This is a genomic window from Lelliottia sp. 7254-16, from assembly GCF_002922995.1.
Taxonomy (GTDB): domain Bacteria; phylum Pseudomonadota; class Gammaproteobacteria; order Enterobacterales; family Enterobacteriaceae; genus Enterobacter; species Enterobacter jeotgali.
Genome location: NZ_PQVS01000015.1, coordinates 96,172 through 122,162, shown reverse-complemented (window position 1 = coordinate 122,162; position 25,991 = coordinate 96,172). Strand labels below are relative to the sequence as shown.

The following is a 25,991-nucleotide window of genomic DNA, read 5'->3' as shown; positions in this document are numbered from 1 at the left end:
CCCGGAATACGACGAGGGCGTGATGGTCAGGAAAGTGGATATCAGCGGAAAACTGAGCCTGAGAGGGGTAACGCTGAAGGCAGGAAAAGCGTTCAGGGGCGAATATGTGGGACTGAAGGAAGGGGCTGAAGATGGCTGTTATGAGGTGTGGTGGTACAGCACGAAAGTGGGGGTGATCGACCTGAAGAAAAAGTCGATCACCATGGGTAAAGGATGTTAAATAGTGTTCACCATGTCCCCGAACACCTGTCTACCATGTCCCCGGACCGTACACTCCCACAGGGAGAGGGCGCAAATACTAAAAACGGCAACTTGCGTTGCCGTTTTGCATTTTGTTTAAGCCACCTGCTGACTATCTTCGTCAGTGCGCTGTGCTTCTTCGGCTTCCTGCTCCAGAAGTTGCTTCTCATACACTTTGAAGAACGGGTAGTAGATGATTGCCGAGACCAGCGCCAACAGAATCACCAGCACTGCCGCACGGAAGTCCCAACCTAGCGCCCACGCCGCGCCTACCGGTGCAGGGGCGGTCCACGGCACCACTGAAATCACACGCCCAATCAGATCCAGCTTCATCGCAGCCCATGCCAGTACCGCGTTGACCATTGGAGCCAGCAGGAACGGAATGAAGAACACCGGGTTCATCACGATCGGCGTACCGAAAATAACCGGTTCGTTTATGTTGAAGAAGCTCGGCACGACGCTCAGACGGCCAATGGAACGCAGGTGCGCGGAACGACTACGCAAATAGCAAATAACCAGCCCCATCGTGGCACCGGAGCCACCGATAACGATAAAGAAGGTCCAGAACGCTTCCATAAAGATATGTGGCAATGGCGCGCCCTGCGCCAGCGCAGTCTGGTTCATCCCCAGGTTGGTCAGCCAGAACATTTGCAGCATCCCGGAAACAATCGCTGCACCGTGGATACCTGCAAACCACAGCAAATGACCAATCAGCACCGCGAGCAGAATCGCAGGCAGGGAATCCGCCGCAGACACCAGCGGTTTGAAGATAGACATGATCGCTTGCGGGATGAGCATGTCGAACTGAGACTGGATAAACAGGCTCAGCGGATAGAGCGTCAGCACCACTACCAGCACCGGAATCAGCAGATCAAAGGAGTTTTTGATCATCGGTGGAACCTGGTCCGGGAGACGAATACCAATGTTGTGCGCCTTCAGGAAACGCATCATTTCCACGCAGTAAACTGCCACCAGAATCGCGGTAAAGATCCCCGTCCCGCCCAGGCTATCAACCGGCATCGCCCCTTTGGTTTTCGGCGCAGCAACCAGTAAAAATGCCATCAGCGACAGCATCGCACACATGAACGGGTCAAGCTGATGCGACTTAACGTAGTGTTTGCCCAGGTTGTAGGCGATTGCCGCACAAATGTAGATCGACATGATGCCCATAGTCATATCGAACGGCGTCAGGATTTGTCCTTCGAACTGCTTCGCCATGTCCAGCCACGCGCGGGCAAAGCCCCAGGTGGTGTCCGGCGAGAACGGTGGGTAAGCGAACACAAGCAAGAATGAACCGACAATCATAAATGGCATCGCGGAGATAAACCCGTCACGAATCGCCATTACATGACGCTGGGAAGAGATACGCCCGGCGACGGGACTGACATAGTTTTCAACAAACCGAAAAATGAGATTAAACGCAGCATGGTTGGCAGACATAATGGCTCTCCTGTCAGACGTTCAGTTTGGACGCAAACGCGCCACATGGTGTTCCATACATCATTGTCACCACCTTGCTGGTTCGTTCACCAGCGGTACAGCTCGAACGGAATGGTTTCATAATCGACTCTAATTATTGGATACAGGGGAAGTTACATCGTCAGTATTAATCTCTCCTTCACACTCTGCAACCGGTTACTGTAACCGGTTTCCGTGAATGTGAAGGCGATCCAGAAATCGGGTGCACTGGATAATTGTTACCGAAGAGATATTTACAGAGCATAATTTCTTATGACAGATTACGCAGGATATTTGTCAGGAGATAACAATGAGTTTGCAGTCTGTACGACAATTTTTTGCTGACAATGCCCCGGACATTGATGTCATCGAGCTAAGCCAAAGCACCGCAACGGTTGCGCTGGCCGCCGAGGCCCATCACGTTGAGCCGGGACAGATAGCAAAAACCTTATCGCTAAAGGTAAAAAACGAGGTGATTCTGGTCGTCGCAAAAGGTGATGCACGACTGGATAACAAAAAACTGAAGAACGTTTTTGGTGCGAAAGCACGAATGCTATGCAGTGATGAAGTGGTGACACTCACCGGGCATCCGGTCGGTGGCGTCTGCCCTTTCGGCCTGGAAAATCCGTTGGCCGTATACTGCGACATTTCGCTGAAACAGTATCAGGAAGTGCTGCCCGCAGCGGGCTCAATCCATAGCGCCGTGCGTATTGCGCCAGAAAGAATGGCAGAGCTCACGTCGGCTAAATGGATTGATGTCTGCATCTAATGGTTGCGCCAGGTTTTGTGGCCCACAGGCAAATCAGGGGTAAACGGCGCAGCCAGCAATGGCTCGCGGGCGGGAAGGTGCCCCAAAATGTCCGCAGCATGTAGAAGGCCCACATCAGAATTCACGCCAAGTTTAACCATCGCATTGTATTTGTGAGCACGGACGGTCTTGATATTGCGCTCAAGCTGTCCCGCTATTTCGGGGATAGAGAGGCCCGCCGAAAGAAACCGGAGTACTGTCCGCTCCGAAGGGCTCAACATTCTGTGATTGTTGCCTTGGGAGTGACTCGCTGGGTTACTGTTAATTTGGTCAGTTTCACTCAACAGGGCGATGAGCTGTGTTTGCAGATCGGCAAGCTTTGCAGATTTGCTGATCACTCCGTGCAGTCGTGAAGGCGAAAGTTGACCAATCAGCCTGGCTTCAGCAACATCCGCTGCGAGGATAATGCGCTGTATATGCGTATGCATATAGGCTAGCTCACGCAGGTAGCAGAGACAGTTTCTTCGTTCCTCTCGTAGATCTGAAAGCGAATAGATCACAGAGAAAAAAGGAATATGTGATAGCACCGCGGTAAAACTACTGAAGTCTTTAAACAGATGAAGATGATATTGGCTGAATGGCGCAGCAGTAAATAGATGTTCAAGCCCTGCGGCACTCATTGTACATTGGTCTACGACAGCAATATGTCTTCCTGTGGCATTTGTTTCCATTCTTTTTGTTCTCCATAGGCTGAAATTAAGTTCAGCTCTCTCATTCCCTGTGTGCTGTTGATCCATGCGTACATTTCAGCATTACCGTGCAGAGATAACCGGCGCATCGCACTATTCTTTTGTGCGCTGACGGTTTTATTGCTTTTCTTAAGCAACATCGCTATTTGATTAATTCCCCAACCTTTGCCCAGCAGACGGAGCACTTTGCGTTCGGAAAGCGTTAGCATCACCGCCACTTTAGGCTCGGTGTCACCGCTTCGTGGTTCGGGAGATAACAACGTCTGGCTAATCCTTTCTGAATATTCACTGCCGGCACGGATAGCGTTGACGACCCCTTCGATCGGCTCCATATCCGCAAGTAGTGTGCTTTCTGGGCGGACAAGGAGTTCGACGGCAAGAGGATAAAGGGCTCGTGAGACTAAAAATATCCAGTGAATATGCCGGTATTGGCTCAGGAGCAGATAATACTGTCCAAGCGCCTCACGGGGGTTCACGTACTCGCCCGAAAGGTCGGCAATCACCACCGACGCCCGGTTCAATTGAGTTAATGCCAGCTCCCCCTGAGAACGGCAATGTAGAATTTCATACTCAGGAAAATGAATGGTCATCACCTCACCCAAGCCGATTCGCATCACCGGAACTTTACTAATAACAATGCCAAACTTTCCTTTCGCTGCTGACATAGGTTCTCCGAATCCTTTCTTCGATTAATTAATAAATTTGAAGCGTGGCTCTGACATGAGCTTTATCCGGGTACTAACATTATTAGTACAGGTTATATTTACATGAACAATTATAATCTATAACGCGTTAAACCTGGAATGTAATATAGTACAAAAACGCAGGCAATATAATAGCCCGCTGATAAAATAGTAAACACCGAAAACTAAATTAATAATTTATATATTTAATAGAATAATATTCATGAAATATATAAAAAGAACGCGTGCTGCTCATAGCCTCTGGCAACTGATTGCACAATTGTTGATCTGACCCAGAGCCAGACGTGCTGTGCTTTGTGCTAAAAGTATACATTCCAGACAATCTGGCAGTTCTCATTTTCAGGGCAACAAATGCAGGCAGATCAGTCGTCACAACGCGCTACAACTAGGCTATGTATCCAGTGCGGTCTTTTTTTATTGCAGCACGGCGCTGAGAGCGCTTTAGTTGAAGAGTTGTCCACACGCCTTGGACTTGCGCTAGGCATGGATAGCGTTGAAAGTTCGATTTCGTCGAACGCTATCGTTCTCACCACCATTAAAGACAGTCAATGCCTTACGTCAACCCGTAAGAACCAGGATCGCGGCATCAATATGCACATGGTGACAGAAGTTCAGCACATCGTCATCATGGCCGAACATAAGCTTCTGGACTTGCCCGGCGTTGAAAAACGCTTTAATCAAATCAAGCCGCTGCGCTATCCCCGCTGGCTGGTCGTACTCATGGTTGGGCTCTCCTGCGCCTGTTTTTGCAAACTGAATAACGGCGGTTGGGATGGGGCGGTGGTAACATTTTTTGCCAGCGCGATCGCCATGTATGTGCGCCAGGTCTTAACTCAGCGCCATATGCACCCACAGATTAATTTCTGCATCACCGCGTTTGTGGCCACCACCGTCTCCGGCTTACTGCTGCGCCTGCCCGTTTTTGTCAATACACCAACCGTTGCTATGGCGGCAAGCGTGCTGCTTCTGGTTCCGGGTTTCCCGCTGATTAACGCCGTTGCCGATATGTTCAAAGGGCACATTAACACTGGCCTCGCACGCTGGGCGATTGCCAGTTTATTAACCCTTGCGACCTGTATCGGTGTGGTGATGGCGATGACACTTTGGGGGCTGCGCGGATGGGCATAATCGAGTTTTTACTGGCTCTGGCGCAAGACATGGCGCTGGCTGCCATTCCCGCCGTGGGCTTTGCGATGGTCTTTAACGTCCCGCAGCGCGCCCTGCGCTGGTGTGCGTTGCTGGGGGCTATCGGTCATGGTTCGCGGATGGTGATGATGACCGCTGGATTTAACATCGAATGGTCAACGTTTATGGCGTCGATGCTGGTCGGTTGTATTGGCATTCAGTGGTCACGCTGGTATCTGGCTCATCCGAAAGTCTTTACCGTGGCGGCCGTCATTCCGATGTTCCCAGGAATATCAGCCTATACGGCGATGATCTCAGCGGTGAAAATCAGCCACTTCGGCTACAGCGAGCCGCAAATGATCCTGCTTCTGAGTAATTTCCTCAAAGCATCGTCCATCGTTGGCGCACTCTCTATCGGCCTGTCGATCCCCGGTTTATGGCTCTACAGAAAGCGCCCGCGCGTTTGAATTTGTGTTATCCCGCTGCCGTGGCGATAATCCCTGCATTCTGTTTGGCGAGATAAGGAATGGAAGTGGCTAACCCCGGCAGTGAATTCCCCGACCACCTTGATGATTCCAGCCTGAAGGACAAAATTTTTCAGAGCGCGATTACCCTGTTTGCTGAATACGGTCTGAACGGCGCGCGTATGGAGCAGATTGCCGAAAAGGCAGGTACCACCAAACGCATGGTGGTCTATCACTATAAGAACAAAGAGAACCTCTATCTTCAGGCGCTGGAGTACGTCTACACCCAGATCCGCGCCAGCGAAAAGCAGCTTAGCCTGGCTGGGCTTCCGCCCGTTGAAGCGCTGGTTCATCTGGTGGAAGCGACTTTCGATTACCACGCCGATCACCCGGATTACATTCGCATCATCTGCATGGAGAACATGCAGCGTGGCCGGTTTATGCAGCAATCCAGCTACCTGCGTCAGGTCAACCGCAGCGCGCTCGAACTGCTGGAAGCGATCCTCCAGCGCGGCAAAGAGAAGCAACTGTTCAACCAGACCGTTGATGCGCGCGATCTGCATCGCTTGATCAGTAGCTTCAGTTTCCATTATGTCGCTAACAGCTACACCTTCACCCTGCTGTTTGAAGACGGTGCCGATGAGCAGGCCCAGCGCCAGCACTATCGCAAAATGGCGGTGCAGGTAGCCCTTCGCTATACCTGCCCATAAAATCGCTTGCAATTAAATCGCGTACTACTTATATTTATTTCATGAACGCAAAAACAAACGACACCACCGCTGCGCTGATGCTGGATAACCAGCTCTGTTTTGCCCTCTACTCGGCAAACCTGGCGCTGAATAAGCTGTACCGGCAACTGCTGGCGCCGCTTAACCTGACCTATCCACAGTATCTGGTAATGCTGATTCTGTGGGAGCAGGATGACATCACGGTGTCGGAGATTGGCGAGCGTCTGTTCCTGGATTCCGCCACGCTCACCCCACTGCTGAAACGCATGGAAAGTGCCGGCCTGCTTGTCCGTCAGCGCTCGCGCCAGGACGAACGCCAGGTCGCTGTCACGCTGACCGACGACGGTCGTGCGCTTCAGCAGCAGGCAAAAAGTATCCCTGAGGCCGTTGGCTGTGCCGCGCAGTGCGATGCGGATTCGATGCTCGCGCTCAAGCAGCAGCTTGAACAACTGCGCCAGCAACTCCATCGTGCCTGAGGCTATAGTTATTAAGTCTCTATTTACCCATTTATATCGCACGCTATTTAATAGCACACATAACCGTAAGATGAGGAACCTGCCATGTCTTTAGAAAAAGTTGTTTATACCGCAAAAGCCAAAGCTACCGGAGGCCGTGACGGCCGTGCGACCTCTTCCGATGGCGTCCTGGACGTCAAACTGGGCGTACCAAAAGAGATGGGCGGTATGGGCGGTGAAGTCACCAACCCAGAGCAGCTGTTCGCAGCGGGTTACTCTGCCTGCTTCCTGGGTGCGATGAAATTCGTCTCTGCCCGTGACAAAATCGCCCTGCCAAAAGATGCCTTTATCGAAGGCGAAGTGGGTATCGGTCCATTACCGACCGGTTTTGGTATCGAAGCCAAACTCAACATCCACGTGCCAGGCATGGATCAAGCGGAAGCTAAAAAACTGGTCGACGCTGCCCATATCGTTTGCCCGTACTCTAATGCGACGCGCGGCAATATTGACGTGACGCTGAATATCATCGCCTGATAATTGCCAGATGGCGCTGCGCTTATCCGGCCTACTCAGGTAGCCCCGGTCAGCGCAGCGCCACCGGGGAAATCCCCCTCCGTCCCCCCTTCTCTCTGTGCTACTATGACCCCATATCACGACGTCGTATCCCAGTAGAGAAAGTTGTTATGTCATCCAGACTCCTGACCACCAGCGTCGCCGGTATCGATGCCTTCGTGCGCGATCCTCGTGGCGTCTTAGCCAAAGCCGATGGCGGCACCCTTGCCGTGTTTGCCGACAACGCGCCAGCGTTTTACGCGATCACGCCTGAACGCCTGGCCCAGCTTCTGGATATTGAGGCGCGTCTGTCGCGCCCGGCCAGTGACGTCACCTTAGATACGCAATTCTTTGAAGAACCGACCAGCGCACCGATTGCCGTCCCGATGGGCAAATTTGCCATGTACGCTGGCTGGCAGCCGGACGCGGATTTCCAGCGTCAGGCCGCGCTGTGGGGCATTGCCCTAACGCAGCCCGCCACGCCGGAAGAGCTGGCGGCGTTTATCGCTTACTGGCAGGCCGAAGGCAAAGTGTTCCATCACGTGCAGTGGCAACAGAAACTCGCCCGCAGCATGCAGATCAACCGCGCCAGCAACGGCGGCCAGCCAAAGCGGGATATCAACACCATTTCCGAACCCGATAATCAGATCCCACCAGGATTCAGAGGATGATATGAAAAACGTCGGCGACCTGATGAAACGTCTGCAAAAAATGATGCCTGCCAACGTGAAGCCCGCCTTCACCTCGGGCGAAGAGCTGCTGGCCTGGCAAAAAGAGCAGGGAAAAATGCGCTCCGAAGCCCTGACGCGTGAAAACCGGGCCATGAAAATGCAGCGCACCTTTAACCGCTCGGGCATTCGTCCGCTGCACCAGAACTGTTCCTTCGATAATTATCGCGTGGAAAACGACGGTCAGATGATGGCTTTGGGCAAAGCGCGCCAGTACGTCGAAGAGTTCGACGGCAGCATTGCCAGCTTTATCTTCAGCGGCAAACCGGGCACCGGCAAAAACCATCTGGCAGCGGCTATCTGCAATGAGCTGCTGCTGCGCGGAAAATCGGTTCTGATCATCACCGTTGCAGACATCATGTCAGCGATGAAAGACACCTTCAGCAATCGCGAAACCACCGAAGAACAGCTGCTGAACGATTTGAGTAATGTCGATTTGCTGGTGATTGACGAAATCGGCGTGCAGACCGAATCCCGCTACGAGAAGGTGATCATCAACCAGATTGTTGACCGTCGTTCCTCGTCGAAACGCCCGACCGGTATGCTGACCAACCATAAAGCGGAAGAGATGACCAAGCTGCTGGGTGAGCGCGTAATGGATCGTATGCGCCTCGGCAATAGTTTGTGGGTGAATTTCACCTGGGATAGCTATCGCGATCGCGTTACGGGCAAAGAGTATTAGGATATTTCCAGGAATGGCGCGCCTTGCGCAGGTATATACTGAAGCCACTTCCAGCCCGATAAACGGGTCATTTTTCGAGTTAATTTTATGAAAAAGCACATTCTTCTCAGCACCGCATTCAGCGTCGTTCTGCTTACCGGCGCTGCTCACGCAGCATCATGGCAGGACTCTTTGTCCAGCGCGGCGAACGAGCTGAGCAAAAGCAGCGGCAGTTCCCAGAACGGCGGCCTGTCCGCATCGTCCCTGACCAGCCTGCTGGGCGGCAGCAATCAGAGCCTGAGCGCTGGCACCATGAACAACGCAGCCGGTATTCTGGGCTACTGCGCCAAACAAAAACTGGCGTCGGTGACGGATACGCAGAACATCAAAAATCAGGTTCTCGATAAGCTGGGCCTGGATACCCAGGAGCAAAAACAAGACACCAACTACATGGACGGAATTCAGGGCCTGCTGAATGCCAAAGATGGCCAGCAGCTGAACCTGAGCACCCTGGGCGACTCCGCGCTGGCGAAGCAGGTGAAAACCAAAGCCTGCGATCTGGTGTTGAAACAAGGCGTTAATTTCCTCTCCTGATTCATCCCATTTTCTGCCACAACACGCCGCGTTTGTTGCGTTAACTTAACAACGCGGCGTCAGACTCGTTTTTTGCTCACCTTCTTACGTCTCAGCACCCGTATAACGCGATGCGACGGCGATCAAAATTTCTACTTTCTAAACCAAATCCTAACAACAGCACATTTTAGTGACACTAGAATTGCAGCTATGTGACTTCGCCATTAAATTGTATTAACCAAAAAATAATCAGTTTGCCAGCTAAGTAACTGGCGCTATTGAGGATAAGCTGTTGTCAGAGTTTATTTCCCTTGCCCTGTTCCTGGCTTCCATTGGCATTTATGCCTGGAAGGCGGGCCGCAACACCTGGTGGTTTATTGCCACCTTGCTGGTGTTGGGCATTTTTATTGTGTTGAACATTACCCTGTACGCCAGTGATTACTTTACCGGTGACGGCATCAATGACGCCGTGCTTTATACGCTCACCAACAGCCTGACGGGCGCTGGTGTTAGTAAGTACATACTTCCAGGTACCGGTCTAGTACTGGCGCTGGTCGCGGTGTTTGGCACTCTCGGCTGGGTGCTGCGCCGTCGTCGTCATCTTCCGCATCATATGGGCTACAGCTTGCTGGCCCTGGCGCTGGCGCTCGGTTCGGTAGATGCCAGCCCGGCGTTCCATCAGATCACCGAGCTGGTGAAATCCCAGTCCCGCGACGGCGATCCGGATTTCACGGCATATTATAAAGAACCGTCGAAAACCATCGCTAACCCGAAACTGAACCTGGTTTATATCTACGGCGAAAGTCTGGAGCGCACCTATTTCGATAACGATGCCTTCCCGAATCTGACGCCGGATCTCGGCCCGCTGAAAGACGAAGGTCTGGATTTTAGCCACACCTCACAGCTGCCCGGCACCGATTACACCATCGCCGGGATGGTCGCCTCCCAGTGCGGCATTCCGCTGTTTGCACCGTTCGAAGGCAATGCTTCGGCGTCGATGTCGAGTTTCTTCCCGCAAAATATCTGCCTCGGCGACATCCTGAAAAACTCCGGCTACGAAAACTACTTTATGCAGGGGGCTAACCTGCGTTTTGCCGGGAAAGACGTGTTCCTGAAATCCCACGGCTTCGATCATCTCTACGGCGCAGAAGAGCTAAAAACCACCGTCGCCGATCCGTCGTATCGCAACGACTGGGGCTTCTACGACGACACGGTGTTGGATGAAACCTGGAAGAAATTCGAGGAGCTGTCCAAATCTGGCAAGCGTTTCTCGCTGTTTGCGCTCACCGTCGATACGCACCACCCGGACGGTTTTATCTCGCGCACCTGCGAGCGCAAAAAGTACGAGATCAACGGCAAAACCAACCAGTCGTTCAGCGCCGTGACCTGTAGTCAGGAACACATCGCCGCATTTATCAATAAAATCAAAGCCTCGCCGTATTTCAAAAACACGGTGATTGTCGTCTCTTCCGACCATCTGGCAATGAAAAACACCGCCTGGGACGAGCTGAACAAACAGGATCGCAGCAACCTGTTCTTCGTGATGCGCGGCGACCAGCCTCAGCAGGAGGTCATCGCCACCAAACGTAACACGATGGATAACGGCGCGACGGTGCTGGATATTCTGGGCGGGGACAATTTTATCGGGCTGGGGCGCAGCACGCTCTCCGGCCAGTCGCTCTCCGAAGTGTTTCTCAACATGAAAGAGAAGATTCTGGCGTGGAAACCGGACGTGATCCGACTGTGGAACTTCCCGAAAGAGATGAAGGATTTCACCATCGACCAGCAAAAAAACATGATTGCCTTCTCGGGTAGCCATTTCCGCCTGCCGCTGCTCCTGCGCGTCTCGGATAACCGCGTCGAACCATTGCCAGAGAGTGAATACTCCGCGCCGTTGCGCTTCCAGCTGGCCGACTTTGCCCCACGCGACAACTTCGTCTGGATCGATCGCTGCTACAAGATGGGCCAGCTGTGGTCGCAGCCGCTGTCGCTCTCGACGGACTGGTGCGTCTCACAGGGTCAGCTTGGCGGCGAGCAAAGCGTGCAGCGCGTCGATAAAGATCAGTGGAAAAGCAAAACCGCGTTCAAGGACACGGTGATCAATACCGACCGCTATCAGCGCAACGTGGATATGCTCAAAGTGGTGGATAACGATATTCGCTACAAGGCGGACAGTTTCGTGTTCAACGTGGCGGGCGCGCCGGAAGAGGTGAAGCAGTTTAGCGGTATTTCACGTCCAGAATCCTGGGGGCGTTGGTCCAACGCACAGCTCGGCAACGAAGTGAAAATCGAATACGCCCAGCCACTGCCGGAGAAATTCGATCTGGTGATCACCGCCAAAGCCTTCGGCCCGAACGCCAACAATCCGATCCCGGTGCGCATCGGCGACAAAGAGCAGACCATCACCCTCGGCAACGATGTCACCACAACGACGCTGCATTTCGAGAACCCGTCGCGCAGCAATACGGTGGTGATTGTTCCGCCGGACCCGCAATCGACGAACGAAGGCAATATCCTTGGGCATTCACCGCGCAAACTGGGGATTGGGATGGTTGAAATGAAGGTGGTGCAGACCGGCGCATAAACTTGTTGGCCGACGACCGTACGGCCTAAAATGCCCGGTGGCGCTGCGCTTACCGGGCCTACAAAACCGTAGGCCGGGTAAGGCAAAGCCGCCACCCGGCAACAAAGTAGACATCAAAAGCGCCCTTCCTGAACAGGGCGCTTTTTTTACATCAGAAGGTTTCCCAGTTTTCACTGGACGCGGTTGTTGCGGCAGCGGCTTTACGCCCCTTCACCGCCATCACCGGTGTTTTCAGACCACCGTTGTCGCGTGATTTCTGCTGCTCCTGCTGAATGCGGAACACGGCCACGGCCTGCGTCAGACGGCTCGCCTGCTCTTCCAGTGCGGCGGCTGCCGCAGCGGACTCTTCCACCAGCGAGGCGTTCTGCTGCGTCACGCGATCCATCTCAGCGACTGCCAGACCGACCTGGTCGATACCACGGCTCTGCTCGTCAGACGCAGACGCGATTTCGCCCATAATATCGGTCACGCGCGTTACCGCATTCACGATTTCACCCATCGTTTCACCGGCGCTTTCGACCAGGGTTGAACCCAGCTCAACGCGGCCAACAGAGTCTTCAATCAGGCTCTTAATTTCGCGTGCCGCCTGAGCGCTACGCTGTGCCAGGTTACGGACTTCACCTGCCACCACCGCAAAACCACGGCCCTGCTCGCCCGCACGCGCCGCTTCTACAGCGGCATTCAGCGCCAGGATGTTGGTCTGGAAAGCAATACCGTCGATCACGCTGATGATGTCAGCGATTTTCTGCGAACTGCCGGCGATGTCACGCATGGTTTGCACCACGTTATCCACCACTTTTCCGCCTTTCTGCGCGGTCTCGGACGCGCTCAGCGCCAGATTGCTCGCCTGACGGGCGTTTTCGGCGTTCTGCTTCACGGTCGCGGTCAGCTGTTCCATGCTGGCAGCCGTCTCTTCCAGCGATGCAGCCTGCTGCTCGGTACGGGAAGAAAGGTCGTTGTTGCCAACAGAGATTTCGCTCGCGCCGCTGTAAATCGCATTCGCGCCGTTACGCACGTCACCCACGGTATTGACCAGCTCGCTCTGCATATGACGCAGGGTATCGGCCAGCTGTCCCATTTCGTTGGTGCCTTCAACGTCGATACGCTTCACCAGATCGCCGCTGGCGATATGACGAATGCTGTCGATCAGACGATTCAGAGGAGAAATCAGCGACTGTTTAATACCCAGCCAAACGCCGACGATCACCACCAGCACTGCGATCAGCACGCTGATCAGCACCCAGATCGCCTGAGTGTAAGAGCTGTTGCTGTCATCCACGGCAGTCTGATACAGATGATCGTTCTGCTGCAGATAGTTCACGTACTGTTTCTCAAAACCATCCTGATAGCTCTGGGTCGGCTGATCGAAGAAGTCGTTGATCTTACCTGCGCCCAGCAATTGGATCAGCTCGGCCAGCGCACCGTGATAGATATCGTAGTTACGCTTAATTTCCATCGCGGCAGCGTCACTCTGGCGCGCATCGCGCGGCAGTGCTTCGTAGTCAGCCCAGTTTTTTTCCGCCTGCTTCAGGGAAGCGGACGCAATCTGCATCAGATCCGCAACGGTCGCGCCGCTGCCGATGTTGCTCTGATCCATCATGTAGCGAATACCCGCGCGGTTAAGGGTATTACGGGTTTGCAGCAATGCGACCCAGCTGCCGTTAAGCGTGGATTGTTGCTGGCGAATAGTTTGCAGGACGGTGAAGTTTTCTTTGTCATGCTTCAGGGCATTAAAGAAAAGACCACCGGATGTCAGCTGTAACAGGCCAAAAATAGCCAAAACCAGCAACAAGCTGGTGACAATCTTGATACGATTTAACATGTTTTCTCTTTCCATCAGACAGATAACAGAATTTTCGGCCTGGATAGGGAAAACTTTACGAAAATCGTGTTGATGATTTGAACATTTACGGACGATTTCACAAAAAAACTATTAATGTTTATCCTAAATCGCGCCGTTATATATCCATAAGATAAATTTTATCTCTGTCGCACTGACATATTCTGTCAGTGGCATTCATATCATTCAGGGATTTTCACCGCCATTAACGGGAATATAATATGACATCTCCAGCCCGCAGCCGCTCGGCTGAACGACTCGTCGATATTCTGATGGAGCTGCATTTAAACGGTGTGGTTAACCGCAGCGACTTAATGAATAAATTTAAAATTACCGAACGCACAGTATATCGCGACCTAAATGCCCTTTCACCTATTGTTCAGCATACGGGGAACGGCCAGTATCGCCTGATTCACGCGGCCCAAAATGCGAGCGGACAGGGCCTGCATAACGCGGTAGCTAACCTGCTGAATGCCGACAATTATTTCCCGGACAGAGGCACCGCATTCTGGCAGAGCCTTGAGGCGCGTGTTGAAGAGAATCATATTCTGATTCTTAGCAATGACGCCGAACACACCGTCCAAAATGATATTCGTCGCCATCTGTCGGCTATCGAAAAATCGATAAAAGAACGTCACGTTTGCCAGTTAGTTTATAAAGGCAAAACACGACTTGTTAAGCCGTACAAATTAATTAACAAAAAAAATATATGGTATTTACAAGCTACGGAAAATGACAGGCTCAAATCCTTTTCATTGAGCCAGATAAGTTGGCTCGATATTCAAAAAGAGACATTTGCGCCGGATGCCGATACCGCAGAATTACTTGAGAAGAATCTTGATCCGTGGGTCAGCGAAGATACTTTCGAAGTGAAAATATTCACCAATAAAATAATCTCTCATTACTTCACTCGCCGCGACCTGCTGCCGGAGCAGGAACTGGTCACGGAAAACGACGACGGCGTGACGATCCGCTGCCAGGCGTCACATGAGAATCAAATTCTGCCGCTGATCTTCTACTGGCTGCCGAACATTCAGGTGCTGGAGCCTGCGTGGCTACGTGACAAACTCTTTGAAACGCTCGAAGGCTACATGGCAACAGCAACAGCAGACGTGCTCGAATAATCAATGTGATCTCAATCACATAAACCACGCCACTGGCGGCGAGCCTGAACCACTCGCCCCACTCTTTGACCGCTTAACCATCACAAACAACCGCTCATTCATTTACCGTCCTTTACACGCGCGACGATCTGGCAAGATCGCCTCAGCATTAATCAATACCTCCTCAAAACGAATTCAGGCCCCTTTTTCCAGTTAAAAAAACCAGGTCTAACTATGGATACGAAAAAACTACTTAAGCACGTGCCCTGGGCGCTCCTCGGGATCCTCGGCGCTTTCTGTCTGGCGGTTGTCGCATTACGCCGGGGCGAACACGTTAGCGCCCTGTGGATCGTGGTCGCGTCGGTTTCCGTCTATCTGGTAGCGTATCGCTACTACAGTCTTTACATCGCGCAGAAGGTCATGAAACTCGACCCGACGCGTTCCACTCCGGCGGTCATTAACAATGACGGCCTGAACTACGTGCCCACCAACCGCTACGTACTGTTTGGTCACCACTTTGCCGCGATTGCCGGTGCTGGTCCGCTGGTCGGCCCGGTGCTTGCCGCGCAGATGGGTTATCTGCCTGGTACCCTGTGGCTGCTCGCAGGCGTGGTGCTGGCGGGTGCGGTGCAGGACTTCATGGTTCTGTTCATCTCGACCCGCCGTAACGGTGCCTCTCTGGGTGAAATGATCAAAGAAGAGATGGGCCGCGTGCCGGGTACTATTGCCCTGTTCGGCTGCTTCCTGATCATGATAATCATCCTTGCCGTGCTGGCGCTGATCGTGGTGAAAGCTCTGGCCGAAAGCCCGTGGGGTGTGTTCACCGTCTGCTCGACCGTACCGATTGCGCTGTTCATGGGTATCTACATGCGCTTTATCCGTCCGGGCCGCGTCGGTGAAGTATCGGTGATTGGTATCGTGCTATTGGTCGCTTCCATTTACTTCGGCGGCATCATTGCGCACGACCCGTACTGGGGCCCGGCGCTGACCTTCAAAGACACCACCATTACCTTCGCGTTGATTGGCTATGCGTTTATCTCCGCGCTGCTGCCGGTATGGCTGATTCTGGCCCCGCGTGACTATCTGGCGACGTTCCTGAAAATCGGTGTGATCGTCGGTCTGGCGATCGGTATCGTGATCATCAACCCGGAACTGAAAATGCCTGCCGTGACCCAGTACATTGACGGTACCGGTCCACTGTGGAAAGGCGCGCTGTTCCCGTTCCTGTTTATCACCATCGCCTGTGGCGCCGTCTCTGGCTTCCACGCCCTGATCGCTTCCGGCACCACGCCGAAGCTGATGGCGAACGAAACCGACGCCCGCTTTATCGGTTACGGCGCGATGCTGATGGAATCCTTCGTCGCCATCATGGCGCTGGTGGCAGCATCCATCATCGAACCGGGTCTGTACTTCGCGATGAACACCCCGCCAGCGGGCCTTGGCATCACCATGCCAAACCTGCATGAGATGGGTGGCGACAACGCGGCGCTGATCATGGCCCAGCTGAAAGATGCCAGCGCTCATGCGGCGGCAACCGTCAGCTCCTGGGGCTTTGTGATTTCGCCTGAGCAGATCATGCAGACCGCGAAAGACATCGGCGAGCCGTCGATTCTGAACCGTGCGGGTGGCGCACCAACCCTGGCGGTCGGTATCGCACACGTGTTCCACAAAGTGCTGCCGTGGGCGGACATGGGCTTCTGGTACCACTTCGGTATTCTGTTCGAAGCCCTGTTCATCCTTACCGCGCTGGACGCCGGTACCCGTGCGGGCCGTTTCATGCTGCAAGATTTGCTCGGTAACTTCGTGCCGTTCCTGAAGAAAACCGACTCTCTGGTGGCAGGCGTGCTGGGCACCGCAGGCTGTGTCGGTCTGTGGGGCTACCTGCTGTATCAGGGCGTCGTTGACCCACTCGGCGGCGTGAAGAGCCTGTGGCCGCTGTTCGGTATCTCTAACCAGATGCTGGCAGCCGTGGCGCTGGTTCTGGGTACCGTGGTACTGGTGAAAATGAAACGCACCAAGTACATCTGGGTGACGGTAGTTCCTGCGCTGTGGCTGCTGTTGTGCACCACCTGGGCGCTGGGCCTGAAACTGTTCAGCACCAACCCGCAGCTGGAAGGCTTCCTGTTTATGGCTAACCAGTACAAGGCGAAAATCGCCGCGGGCGGCGGCGACCTGACCGCGCAGCAGATTGCCAACATGAACCATATCGTGGTGAACAACTACACCAACGCCGGTTTGAGTATTCTGTTCCTGGTCGTGGTGTACAGCATCATCTTCTACGGCATCAAAACCTGGATGAATGTGCGTAACGCCGAAGGCCGTACCGATAAAGAAACCCCGTACGTTCCGGTCCCGGAAGGCGGCGTGAAGACCTCTTCACATCACTAAAACCCTGGCGGGTGGCGCTGCGCTAACCCGCCCTACACAGAACCTGTAGGCCCGGTAAGCGTAGCGCCACCGGGCTTTTTCTGTCTGGATGGCACAATGTTTGGTAACTTAGGCGAAGCAAAAAAATACCTCGGTCAGGCGGCGAAAATGCTGATTGGTATTCCGGACTATAACAACTACGTTGAACATATGCAGACCAACCATCCGGATAAACCGTACATGACCTACAAAGAATTCTTCCGCGAGCGCCAGCAAGCGCGCTACGGCGGCGATGGCAAAAACGGCGTACGCTGTTGCTAAAGGAGAGAACATGACCCCTATTGCAGTCACCCTGTTAACCGGCTTTCTCGGTGCAGGCAAAACCACCCTGCTGCGCCACATCCTCAACGAACAGCACGGTTTCAAAATCGCCGTCATTGAAAACGAATTCGGTGAAGTTTCCGTCGACGATCAGTTGATTGGCGATCGCGCCACCCAGATCAAAACCCTGACCAACGGCTGCATCTGTTGTACCCGCTCCAGCGAGCTGGAAGATGCCCTGCTGGATCTGCTCGACAGCCGCGATCGCGGCGACATCGAATTTGACCGTCTGGTGATCGAATGCACCGGCATGGCCGATCCCGGCCCGATTATTCAGACCTTTTTCTCCCATGACATTCTCTGCCAGCGCTACCTGCTGGACGGCGTGATTGCCCTGGTCGATGCGGTCCACGCCGACGAACAGATGAACCAGTTCACCATCGCCCAGTCGCAGATTGGCTACGCGGATCGCATTCTGCTGACCAAAACCGACGTTGCGGGCGAGAGCGAAAAACTGCGTGAACGCCTGACGCGCATCAACGCCCGCGCGCCTATGTATACGGTGGTTCACGGCGATATCGATCTCGCGCAGCTGTTCAACACCAACGGCTTTATGCTCGAAGAGAACATCACCGCAACGCCGCGCTTCCACTTCATCGGCGATAAGCAAAACGACGTTACCTCGATCGTGGTCGAGCTGGATTACCCTGTGGACATCAGCGACGTCTCCCGCGTGATGGAAAACCTGCTGCTGTCGTTCGCCGACAAACTGCTGCGCTACAAAGGGATGCTGTGGATCGACGGTGAACCGAACCGCCTGCTGTTCCAGGGCGTGCAGCGCCTGTACAGCGCCGACTGGGACCGACCGTGGGGTGATGAAACGCCGCACAGCACGATGGTATTTATCGGAATACAACTTCCGGAAGAGGAAATCCGCGCAGCGTTTGCCGCACTCAAGGCCTAATGATCCAAAACCGCCCTTTTACACGGGGCGGTTCAGTAATTTCAATTCGAGAAATGTAATGTTTCGTTATTTTCAGAACTTATTTGAAATAATGAAAATCCTCATTAATTCATTTCTCATCATTATTTCCGCCATATTCAACCTTTGTTTAGCGACGAAATTGAACGAAGTCTAAACACGAAAAAAATACGCATTGACGCCGTGACAAATCAACTTTCCCTTAACGTCAAAATCATCGATTCATAACAAAACCAGTGTAAAACTTCGAGTTACGTCACATTTGCAGTCGTAAACATCGCTTGTTAAGGTGTCCTCAGATTAATTTGATGACGAGGAAATACACCATGAAAAAGATTAACTTCATTCTGCTTTCTGTTCTGACCGTGACTTCTGGCTCCGCACTGGCAATGGGCGCTTCTATTGAGCAGGGTAAGAACTTCACCAATTTAAATATCGAAATGGGTAAATCCACCTCCGGTGTTTATGCCGAAAGCAACTGGCTTAAAAATACCGACGACGGCACCCAGACCGGTGGTGTTGGCGCAGGTTATAACCTGGAAGTGGGCCCAGCAATGCTGAATGCCGGTGCGAAAGCTATCTACCTCGGGCCGAAAAAAGGCGATAACGGCGTCGCATTCCCGGTCGGCGGTGGTGTAAGCGTTGCCCTGACCGACAGCATTAATGTGTTCGGTGAAGGTTACGTCGCACCTAACGGCCTGAACAACAGCGTGAAAAACTACGTTGAAGCCAACGGCGGCGTAAGCTGGACTCCAGTCAAACCGGTGACGCTGAAAGTCGGCTACCGCCACGTGAGCGTTGACGGCAAAGACGGTCGTCCAAACCACACCCTGATTGACGGCGCCTACGTGGGCGGCGGCGTGAGCTTCTAAGGTTATCTATTGCCGGGTGGCGCTACGCTTACCCGGCCTACAATATCCAGATATCTCAATGGTTTTGTAGGCCAGTGCAAACGAAGTGCCGCCAGGCGATTTTCTCAGGCGGCACTTCGTCTCTACTTAGCGCCGAACCTGCAAAATCTCCTGCGATTCCTGATTCGCACTCACCTCCTGCGGCGTTAACCACAGCGGCTTGCGGCCAAAGGTTTCGTACATTTTCAGCTGATCGTCATAGTGCTTATCCGGCGTTCCGTCCGGTGCCACAAACCCGCTTTGACCGGGTGCTACCACATCCCAGGCCAGCACCGGGCTTTTACCGGATGTCGGCGAGAAGACGATCATGTCATTTTCCGTACCGCGGTTCTGATACTCGGCCTGATGCCGCGCCTCTTTGGCTGCCGCCTGCGGGACACCGAAGAAGTTATTTGCGCGGAACGTCAGCGCCATCGCAGGTGTATTCCAGGCATTGATATCCGCGCCGTAGCGCGTCGAGAGCGTCTGCCAGGCGTCCTGCAACGCATCCAGCACCACCGCCTGCGGCGACTGTCCGGCAAACAGATCGACTTCCTGCGGGATCGCCGATTTTTCCCCCTCCAGCGCTTCGAACAGAATCTTGGCCCCGACGCTGATATTCAGCGAGCCGGTCGGCCCGTCCTGCGTCGTTTCATACCCGCTGGCGCTGTACCAGGTGTTAAACGGTGCCGGAACGACAGCGACCACCGTGCGTTTCAACATACTGGTCAGCCAGGCGTTCAGAATGGCGGAACCCGGTTGCTGATAGGTTTTCCCGTCGTCACTCATCACGTTTTGGCCGTCCCAGCTCGCCAGTGTTTTCACCAGTTGCTGCCGAGGATCGTTCTCTGACAAGCTCGCCGTCGCTTTTTGCAGGGTCGGCAGGAACAGACGCAAATTCAGATCCTGACGGCTGGTTTTTTGGATCAATTCCCAGGCCTGCTCGTGGGTCAGCGTCGGCTGTTTATCAATAAGCTGCGTGATCTCCGTGACGCGATCCGCCCCGCCCCATAAGAAGGCGAACAGGTCCGACGCAGGATAATCTTTCTGCGGCGAGTTGTTCCAGTTGGCGATATAGCCCGACTGCGGGTTATAGACTTTCGGATTCAGATCAAACGACAGCAGCCCCTGCCAGTCCCACTTTCCGGTGCCCGGCACCGGCAGACGCGGGTCGTGCCCCGGCTGGCGTTTCGGATACGCACCCCCGTGAACGTAGCCGATGTTGCCGTCGACATCCGCGTAATACCAGTTGATTGTCAGCGCCTGCTTTTCTGCCTGATCCGTCCACGTCGGCCAGTCTTTGGCTTTCATCTGATGCGTCCACGCCAGCAGAGACGCGACTTCCTTTCCATCCCAGGCGCGCGCTTTGGCATAGGCGGTGTGGGTCGTCGGATCGGTTTTGATCACGTTCCCGTGCACAGTTCGCCAGACGGTAAACGTCTCCGGCTGACCGTCTTTCACGGCGATCGTCTCTTCGCGACTGAGCATTTTGACCCACTGGCCGTTATGCAGATATTCGCCGGGTTTTTTATCCGAGATTTGTTCTGCAAAGATATCCACATCGTCGCCGAACCCCGCCGTCGCGCCCCACGAGATATGTCCGTTGTGGCCAAACACCAGGCCCGGATAGGCGAATGGCGTGTTGCCGGTGACGTCATAGCCCGCGCCGTGCAGCCCGATGCCGTAGGTATACGCCGGGGCATACCAGCCAAACTGCGGGCCGTTGACCATGATGGCTTTCGCGTCCTGCGCCTTTTTCTTGCCAATCACCCACATGTTGCTGGTCGTCGGGTACCCGGCCAGACCGTTGGCACCGCTGCGGGCAAACTGTTCAGCGATCGCTTCCCGATTTTGCCCGGCGGTGAGGGCCAGCAGCGCGCCGTCATTGCCTTTGGCCGGGCGGTCGAGCATCGGTGCGGGGAGATCGTAGCGTGGGAGCAGCGCGGCGGTTTGGGTGTTTTTGAGATCAAAGGTCAGCGGATAATGACTCTCATGCGCGGAGATTGTCGTCGGTGCTGCCGGATTCACCAGCCATTTCAGCTGGTTAAATACCCCCATCCCTTTTTGCGCGCCGTATTTATCTTTCAGCGCCGTCAGTAGCGCCAGGTTGTCGATTTCGCTGGTGCTGTCGGAAAAACGGTTCGCCATAGTGCCAACAAAAACCATTGCCACATCAAAGGGCTGCCAGTGCCCGGGCTTAAAACCAAACTCGGCAAACTGCGCGGGCATTAGCTTACCGGGGTCGGCGTTCACTTTATCGATCCAGGCATTCATCCCGTCGGCGTAGCCCTGCAGGATCGCTTTATCATCTGCGGGCAGCGCCGCGATTTGGGCATGAATCGACTCCGGCCAATAGTTCTGGCGGATATCTTTATCAAAACTCACAAAGGATTTTCCCAGCACTTCGGACACCGTACCCTGGGTACTGCGCCGCGCCATCTCCATCTGAAACAAACGATCCTGCGCCACCACATAGCCGTAGCCGTAAAAAAGACGGTACGTATCGTCGGCGTAAATATGCGGCATGCCGTAGTTATCGCGAACGATCTTGACCTCTGTCGGGGCGGTATTTGCCAGAGCAGCGATGCTCCAGCTCAGCGTCAGGGAAGCCACAACACAGTTCACGATCATACGATTTGTATTTTTCATTGTATCCTCTTGCAGGTGTATGATTTTCGATTTGATACTAGCAAGAGGCTAAATCTTATCCAGAACAGCCAGTTTGTTTCACTGCGAACTGTGAGTCTGATAACTAATTCATGATACGAATATATCTGTTATGTGACACCAGGCGAATCACAACACTTTGTCGATTGCAAAAAAAAGGCGGCTCGGAAGCCACCCTGTTGACTGCTGTTAAACCGCTTACCGGCGAACCACCACCAGCTTCTGGTTCACAAATTCTTTAATGCCGAGATCCGACAGCTCGCGACCATAGCCGGAACGCTTCACGCCACCGAACGGCAGTTCTGCCGCGGTATCGGTCAGCCAGTTGATATAGACCATCCCGGTTTCGATACGTGACGCCATTTTCTTCGCACGATCAATATCCTGGCTGAATACCGCCCCGCCGAGGCCGTAGTTCGAGTCATTCGCCAGGCTCACCGCTTCGTCGTCGCTTTTCACCACATAGAACTGCGCCACCGGCCCGAAGAATTCTTCGAAATAGGCCGGATTTTCGCGTGAGATATGGGTCAGGATCGTCGGCTCGAAGAAGTTACCTTCGCGCTCAACCGGCTTACCGCCGAAATGCACTTTCGCCCCGTTTTTCACCGCCTCGTTCACCTGTTTGGTTAGCGTCTCAAGCGCATCCTTCGATGACAGCGGCCCCAGCGTGGTTTTCTCATCCAACGGATCGCCGATCTTCACCTCGCGGAACGCCTCGGTAAACGCGGTCAGGAACTGGTCCGCGACTTTCTCATGGACGATAAATCGCTTCGCGGCGGTACACACCTGCCCGGCGTTGTTGAGTCGGGCGTTAACACCGATCTTCACTGCCTTTTTAAGATCCGCATCGTCGAGGACGATAAACACGTCGTTACCACCCAGTTCGAGAGTCGATTTTTTAATGTGCTTCGCCGCCTGCGCCGCCACCACGCTCCCGGCCTTTTCAGACCCGGTCAGGGCTGCTCCCTGCACACGCGGATCGGCAATGATCTTCGCGACCTGATCCGAAGAGATAAACAGATTGGTCCAGGCCCCGTCCGGCGCACCGGCTTCTCGTACCAGATGGGCGAACGCCTCCGCGCAGTGCGGCACGATGCTGGCGTGCTTCGCCACCACCGGATTCCCCGCCGCCAGGTTCGGCGCCAGGACGCGCATCAGCTGATAGAACGGGAAATTCCACGGTTCAACGGCCATCACCACACCAATCGGATGGTGCTCCACCCAGGCGTCACCGAGTTCCGATTTGTACTTCACGGGCGCAAGAAATTGCTTCGCGTTATCCGCGTAATAGCGGGCGATTTGCGCGCAGAGCTTCACCTCCCCGCGGCTTTGCTCGATGAGTTTCCCCATCTCCTGACTGGCGATTTTCGCCAGCTCTTCGCTTCGGCTGTCGATCAGATCCGCCAGCTTGTGCAGCACCGGCAGACGCTGTTCGATAGCCCCTTTCGCCCACTCGGAATGGTAAAGCGCATCCGCCGTTTTCAGCGCCGCCTCGACGTCCGCATCGGTATGAGGTTTGTACTCTTTGATGAGTTTGTTGTTAGCAGGATTCACTGTCTGGTAAGCCATATAGGTCTCCTTAATTACCGCTTAGGGTATTAAGGGTAGTCAAGATGACTGAGGACGGGGGTAAAGTTGGGTATATGCGGAAGTATCTTAGGACATACTTTGCAAAAACCGCACATCCCCCGGTGGCGCTGCGCACCGTGCAATGATAAGACTTTGCAGGCCGGGCAAATGCAGTGCCGCCCGGCAATACGCCGAGGCTGCAAAACTCAAACCCCATCACACTTCCCTCATGTCATTCCAGACACAAACCACCAGGCATTATTCCTAACTCCTTGAATATCCATACACCCACATCCAATCAATTCACTAAAAGCTATCAATACACCCATTTATCCAATTGGATTTGCAATCATCCCCTCCACAGAATGCCTGTATACCCAAAAAGCATTCAGGAGTTCTCATGTCTCATTCCATCATTAACGACACCCCGTACGAAGCCGTTGAAATCCTGCGTCAGGCCAAGCCCGGCTTTACCCCGCGCATCGCATTTATTCTCGGCTCCGGCCTCGGTGTGCTGGCGGATAAACTCGAAAACAAAACCGTCATCTCTTACGAAAAACTGCCGGGATTCCCGGTCAGTACCGTGATTGGTCATGCGGGTGAAGTGGTGATGGGCTCACTGCACGGCGTGGATCTCATCTGCATGAAGGGGCGCGGGCATTTCTACGAGGGTGTCGGGATGGGCATTATGACCCACGCGGTACGCACCTTTAAGCTGCTCGGCTGCGAATTTATGTTCTGCACCAACGCCGCCGGTTCGCTTAATCCGAACATCCCGGCAGGCAGCCTGGTGGCGCTTAACGATCACATCAACACCATGCCGTCCACGCCGCTGGTTGGGCCGAATGACGATCGTTTTGGTCCGCGCTTCTTCAGCCTGGCAAATGCCTACGACAAAGATCTGCGCGAGAAACTGCACCACACGGCAGGCGATCTCGGCCTGACGCTGCACGAAGGCGTGTTCGTTTCCTACCCTGGGCCAAACTTCGAAACCGCAGCGGAAATCCGCATGATGCAGAACATGGGCGGCGATGTGGTCGGCATGTCCGTGGTGCCGGAAGTGATCGTCGCGCGCCACTGCGGCCTGAAAGTGCTCGCCGTATCAGCCATCACCAATATGGCGGAAGGCCTGAGCGATGTGGAGCTCTCACACGAACAAACCCTGAAATGCGCGGCGATGGTCACCGACGATTTCGTGCGCCTGATCAGCCAGTTCGTGAAGAACTGCCGCTAACTTCCCGTCCAGCGGCGGGCCACGCGCCCGCCAGGAGAAATGCAGATGTCAGAAAATTACTCTCGCGGCAGTCTGAATGCGATTTCCTATCTGAGCTATTACTTTGTCGGTGCGCTGGTCTCGACGCTGGGGATTGTTCTCGGCCCGCTGTGCGCCGCGTTCAATAAAGATCCGAGCTTTATCGGCCAGGTGTTTACCCTGATGAACATCGGGATGTTCGTGCCGATCATGCTCGGCGGCATTTTGATGAAAAAATGGGGTCTGCAAAAGCCGCTGGTGATTGCCGCCGCGCTGACGATCCTCATCAGCGCCCTGCTGTTCGCCACCCCGACGCTCACCATGTTCAGCGTGGCGGTCGCCATTATCGGCGCCTGCGGCGGGATTTTTATGACCATCGGCAGCTACCTGGTGGTGCGCATTAATCCGGACGAAAAAAGCCGCTCGTCGAGCCTGATTTTCACCGACTTCTTCTTCAGCCTGGCGGGCGCGACGCTCTCCTTCCTGCTGGCGTGGCTGTTCAAAAAGGGCGCGAGCTGGATTGCCATGTACGGCATCATGGGCGGACTGGGCGTGCTGATGCTGATCCTGACACTGCGCAGCCGTTACCCGTCAACCGTAGCGGCGGAACCTGAGCATCAGGAAGCGTCCACCAGCAACGAGCCGTGGGGCCGTTCCGTGTGGCTGCTGTGCGGCGCGCTATTCCTGTTCCTGCTGGCGGAGCCGATCTTCACCATGTGGACACCGGGCTATCTGCTGTGGCGTTTCCATATGCTGCCAGAACAAGCCGCGCTGTTTACTACCGTTTACTGGGTGGCGAAAGCGACGGGTTTGTTCCTCAATCAGTTCACCGTTAAATGGATGAAATTGCGCACCTTCCTGCTGATTTGTACCGCCGTCGGGCTGGTGTCTATCGCGCTTATCAGCAACAGCGCCAATACTACCGTTATCCTGATTGCCTGCGGCGCGTTCGGCTTCTTTAACTCCGGTCTGTTCTCCGGCCTGATGAGCTACGGCTCGCTGCAGGTCAGCTGCAGTTCGCCGACGCTGATCTCCGCCCTGCTCACCTGTGGCACCGTCGGCACGCTGCTGTTCGCTACCGTCTCCTCACTGGTCAACAGCCGTTTCGGCCTGCACGGTGCGGTCAATGCTTCCACCTGCGCCTACGCGCTGCTGATGGTCACCCTGCTCGCCGGCATTGCCTGCAGCAAAGCAGAACGCCTGCATCAGGGCGAGGCGGTCGCGGTTTGAC

General features: G+C 54.3%; 23 protein-coding genes and 1 pseudogene. 18 read left to right on the top strand and 6 right to left on the bottom strand.

Annotated features, from left to right (window positions below; translation table 11 throughout):
• Positions 1 to 220, top strand: a pseudogene (locus tag C3708_RS18355) (IS481 family transposase); the annotation flags it as partial.
• Positions 221 to 336: 116 nt separating this feature from the next.
• Here C3708_RS18355 and C3708_RS18350 read toward each other — a convergent pair.
• Positions 337 to 1,680, bottom strand: coding sequence for a PTS sugar transporter subunit IIC (locus C3708_RS18350; protein ID WP_095280658.1), 1,344 nt, complete (start codon positions 1,678 to 1,680; stop codon positions 337 to 339).
• Between the two features lie 328 nt (positions 1,681 to 2,008).
• Between C3708_RS18350 and C3708_RS18345 the strand changes: the two genes are divergently transcribed.
• A complete protein-coding gene (locus C3708_RS18345; protein ID WP_103947153.1) occupies positions 2,009 to 2,467 on the top strand; it encodes a YbaK/EbsC family protein in 459 nt (152 codons plus the stop codon).
• On the opposite strand, the gene bglJ is transcribed toward C3708_RS18345, so the two are convergent.
• Positions 2,464 to 3,126 carry a DNA-binding transcriptional activator BglJ gene (gene bglJ / locus C3708_RS18340; protein ID WP_095280656.1) on the bottom strand — a complete coding sequence of 221 codons (663 nt, stop codon included), beginning with the start codon at positions 3,124 to 3,126 and terminating at the stop codon, positions 2,464 to 2,466. The two genes, C3708_RS18345 and bglJ, sit on opposite strands and share 4 nt — an antisense overlap.
• Positions 3,127 to 3,137: 11 nt before the next feature.
• Positions 3,138 to 3,860, bottom strand: coding sequence for a response regulator transcription factor (locus C3708_RS18335; protein ID WP_095280655.1), 723 nt, complete (start codon positions 3,858 to 3,860; stop codon positions 3,138 to 3,140).
• A 390-nt stretch (positions 3,861 to 4,250) separates the two neighbouring features.
• Between C3708_RS18335 and C3708_RS18330 the strand changes: the two genes are divergently transcribed.
• The 9 genes from C3708_RS18330 to opgB all read left to right on the top strand — a co-directional run bounded on the left by C3708_RS18330 (position 4,251) and on the right by opgB (position 11,769).
• Positions 4,251 to 5,027, top strand: a complete 777-nt coding sequence (locus C3708_RS18330; protein WP_103949856.1) for a threonine/serine exporter ThrE family protein — start codon at positions 4,251 to 4,253, stop codon at positions 5,025 to 5,027.
• Entirely contained in the window at positions 5,018 to 5,491 is a 474-nt protein-coding gene (locus C3708_RS18325; RefSeq protein WP_095280653.1) for a threonine/serine exporter, read from the top strand. The genes C3708_RS18330 and C3708_RS18325 overlap by 10 nt, the downstream gene beginning before the upstream one ends.
• Before the next feature lie 65 nt (positions 5,492 to 5,556).
• Positions 5,557 to 6,198, top strand: coding sequence for a TetR family transcriptional regulator (locus C3708_RS18320; RefSeq protein WP_103947154.1), 642 nt, complete (start codon positions 5,557 to 5,559; stop codon positions 6,196 to 6,198).
• A 41-nt stretch (positions 6,199 to 6,239) separates the two neighbouring features.
• Entirely contained in the window at positions 6,240 to 6,692 is a 453-nt protein-coding gene (locus C3708_RS18315; RefSeq protein ID WP_103949857.1) for a MarR family winged helix-turn-helix transcriptional regulator, read from the top strand.
• Between the two features lie 84 nt (positions 6,693 to 6,776).
• The gene (locus tag C3708_RS18310) at positions 6,777 to 7,205 is read left to right on the top strand and encodes an organic hydroperoxide resistance protein (protein WP_095280650.1); all 429 of its coding nucleotides are present in this window, start codon (positions 6,777 to 6,779) and stop codon (positions 7,203 to 7,205) included.
• Between the two features lie 149 nt (positions 7,206 to 7,354).
• Entirely contained in the window at positions 7,355 to 7,894 is a 540-nt protein-coding gene (dnaT, locus tag C3708_RS18305) for a primosomal protein DnaT (RefSeq protein ID WP_103949858.1), read from the top strand.
• A gap of 1 nt (position 7,895) precedes the next feature.
• Positions 7,896 to 8,633, top strand: coding sequence for a DNA replication protein DnaC (gene dnaC / locus C3708_RS18300; protein WP_095280648.1), 738 nt, complete (start codon positions 7,896 to 7,898; stop codon positions 8,631 to 8,633).
• Positions 8,634 to 8,720: 87 nt separating this feature from the next.
• Positions 8,721 to 9,206 (top strand): DUF2501 domain-containing protein, encoded by a 486-nt coding sequence (locus C3708_RS18295; RefSeq protein ID WP_095280647.1) that lies wholly within the window; start codon positions 8,721 to 8,723, stop codon positions 9,204 to 9,206.
• A 271-nt stretch (positions 9,207 to 9,477) separates the two neighbouring features.
• Positions 9,478 to 11,769, top strand: coding sequence for a phosphatidylglycerol--membrane-oligosaccharide glycerophosphotransferase (gene opgB / locus C3708_RS18290; RefSeq protein ID WP_103949859.1), 2,292 nt, complete (start codon positions 9,478 to 9,480; stop codon positions 11,767 to 11,769).
• A gap of 151 nt (positions 11,770 to 11,920) precedes the next feature.
• Here opgB and tsr read toward each other — a convergent pair whose 3' ends face one another.
• The gene (gene tsr, locus C3708_RS18285) at positions 11,921 to 13,591 is read right to left on the bottom strand and encodes a methyl-accepting chemotaxis protein (protein ID WP_103947159.1); all 1,671 of its coding nucleotides are present in this window, start codon (positions 13,589 to 13,591) and stop codon (positions 11,921 to 11,923) included.
• A gap of 239 nt (positions 13,592 to 13,830) precedes the next feature.
• Here tsr and C3708_RS18280 point away from each other — a divergent pair, with 239 nt between their 5' ends.
• From C3708_RS18280 to C3708_RS18260, 5 genes are all read left to right on the top strand, one after another.
• The gene (locus C3708_RS18280; protein ID WP_095280644.1) at positions 13,831 to 14,733 is read left to right on the top strand and encodes a YafY family protein; all 903 of its coding nucleotides are present in this window, start codon (positions 13,831 to 13,833) and stop codon (positions 14,731 to 14,733) included.
• A gap of 213 nt (positions 14,734 to 14,946) precedes the next feature.
• Positions 14,947 to 17,100, top strand: coding sequence for a carbon starvation CstA family protein (locus C3708_RS18275; RefSeq protein ID WP_095280643.1), 2,154 nt, complete (start codon positions 14,947 to 14,949; stop codon positions 17,098 to 17,100).
• Between the two features lie 96 nt (positions 17,101 to 17,196).
• Positions 17,197 to 17,400, top strand: a complete 204-nt coding sequence (locus C3708_RS18270; RefSeq protein ID WP_103949860.1) for a YbdD/YjiX family protein — start codon at positions 17,197 to 17,199, stop codon at positions 17,398 to 17,400.
• Between the two features lie 10 nt (positions 17,401 to 17,410).
• Complete coding sequence (yjiA, locus tag C3708_RS18265; RefSeq protein WP_103949861.1) at positions 17,411 to 18,364, top strand: GTPase; 954 nt, start codon at positions 17,411 to 17,413, stop codon at positions 18,362 to 18,364.
• A gap of 344 nt (positions 18,365 to 18,708) precedes the next feature.
• Positions 18,709 to 19,254 carry a YfaZ family outer membrane protein gene (locus C3708_RS18260; RefSeq protein ID WP_103949862.1) on the top strand — a complete coding sequence of 182 codons (546 nt, stop codon included), beginning with the start codon at positions 18,709 to 18,711 and terminating at the stop codon, positions 19,252 to 19,254.
• A gap of 126 nt (positions 19,255 to 19,380) precedes the next feature.
• Here C3708_RS18260 and C3708_RS18255 read toward each other — a convergent pair whose 3' ends face one another.
• Both C3708_RS18255 and C3708_RS18250 read right to left on the bottom strand, forming a co-directional pair.
• On the bottom strand, positions 19,381 to 21,921 hold the full coding sequence (locus C3708_RS18255; protein ID WP_103949863.1) for a penicillin G acylase: 2,541 nt from the start codon (positions 21,919 to 21,921) through the stop codon (positions 19,381 to 19,383).
• A gap of 216 nt (positions 21,922 to 22,137) precedes the next feature.
• Positions 22,138 to 23,508, bottom strand: a complete 1,371-nt coding sequence (locus C3708_RS18250) for an NAD-dependent succinate-semialdehyde dehydrogenase (RefSeq protein WP_103949864.1) — start codon at positions 23,506 to 23,508, stop codon at positions 22,138 to 22,140.
• A gap of 400 nt (positions 23,509 to 23,908) precedes the next feature.
• Here C3708_RS18250 and xapA point away from each other — a divergent pair, with 400 nt between their 5' ends.
• Positions 23,909 to 24,742, top strand: a complete 834-nt coding sequence (gene xapA / locus C3708_RS18245; RefSeq protein ID WP_095280637.1) for a xanthosine phosphorylase — start codon at positions 23,909 to 23,911, stop codon at positions 24,740 to 24,742.
• Between the two features lie 45 nt (positions 24,743 to 24,787).
• A complete protein-coding gene (tsgA, locus tag C3708_RS18240; RefSeq protein WP_103949865.1) occupies positions 24,788 to 25,990 on the top strand; it encodes an MFS transporter TsgA in 1,203 nt (400 codons plus the stop codon).
• Position 25,991: the final 1 nt, after the last annotated feature.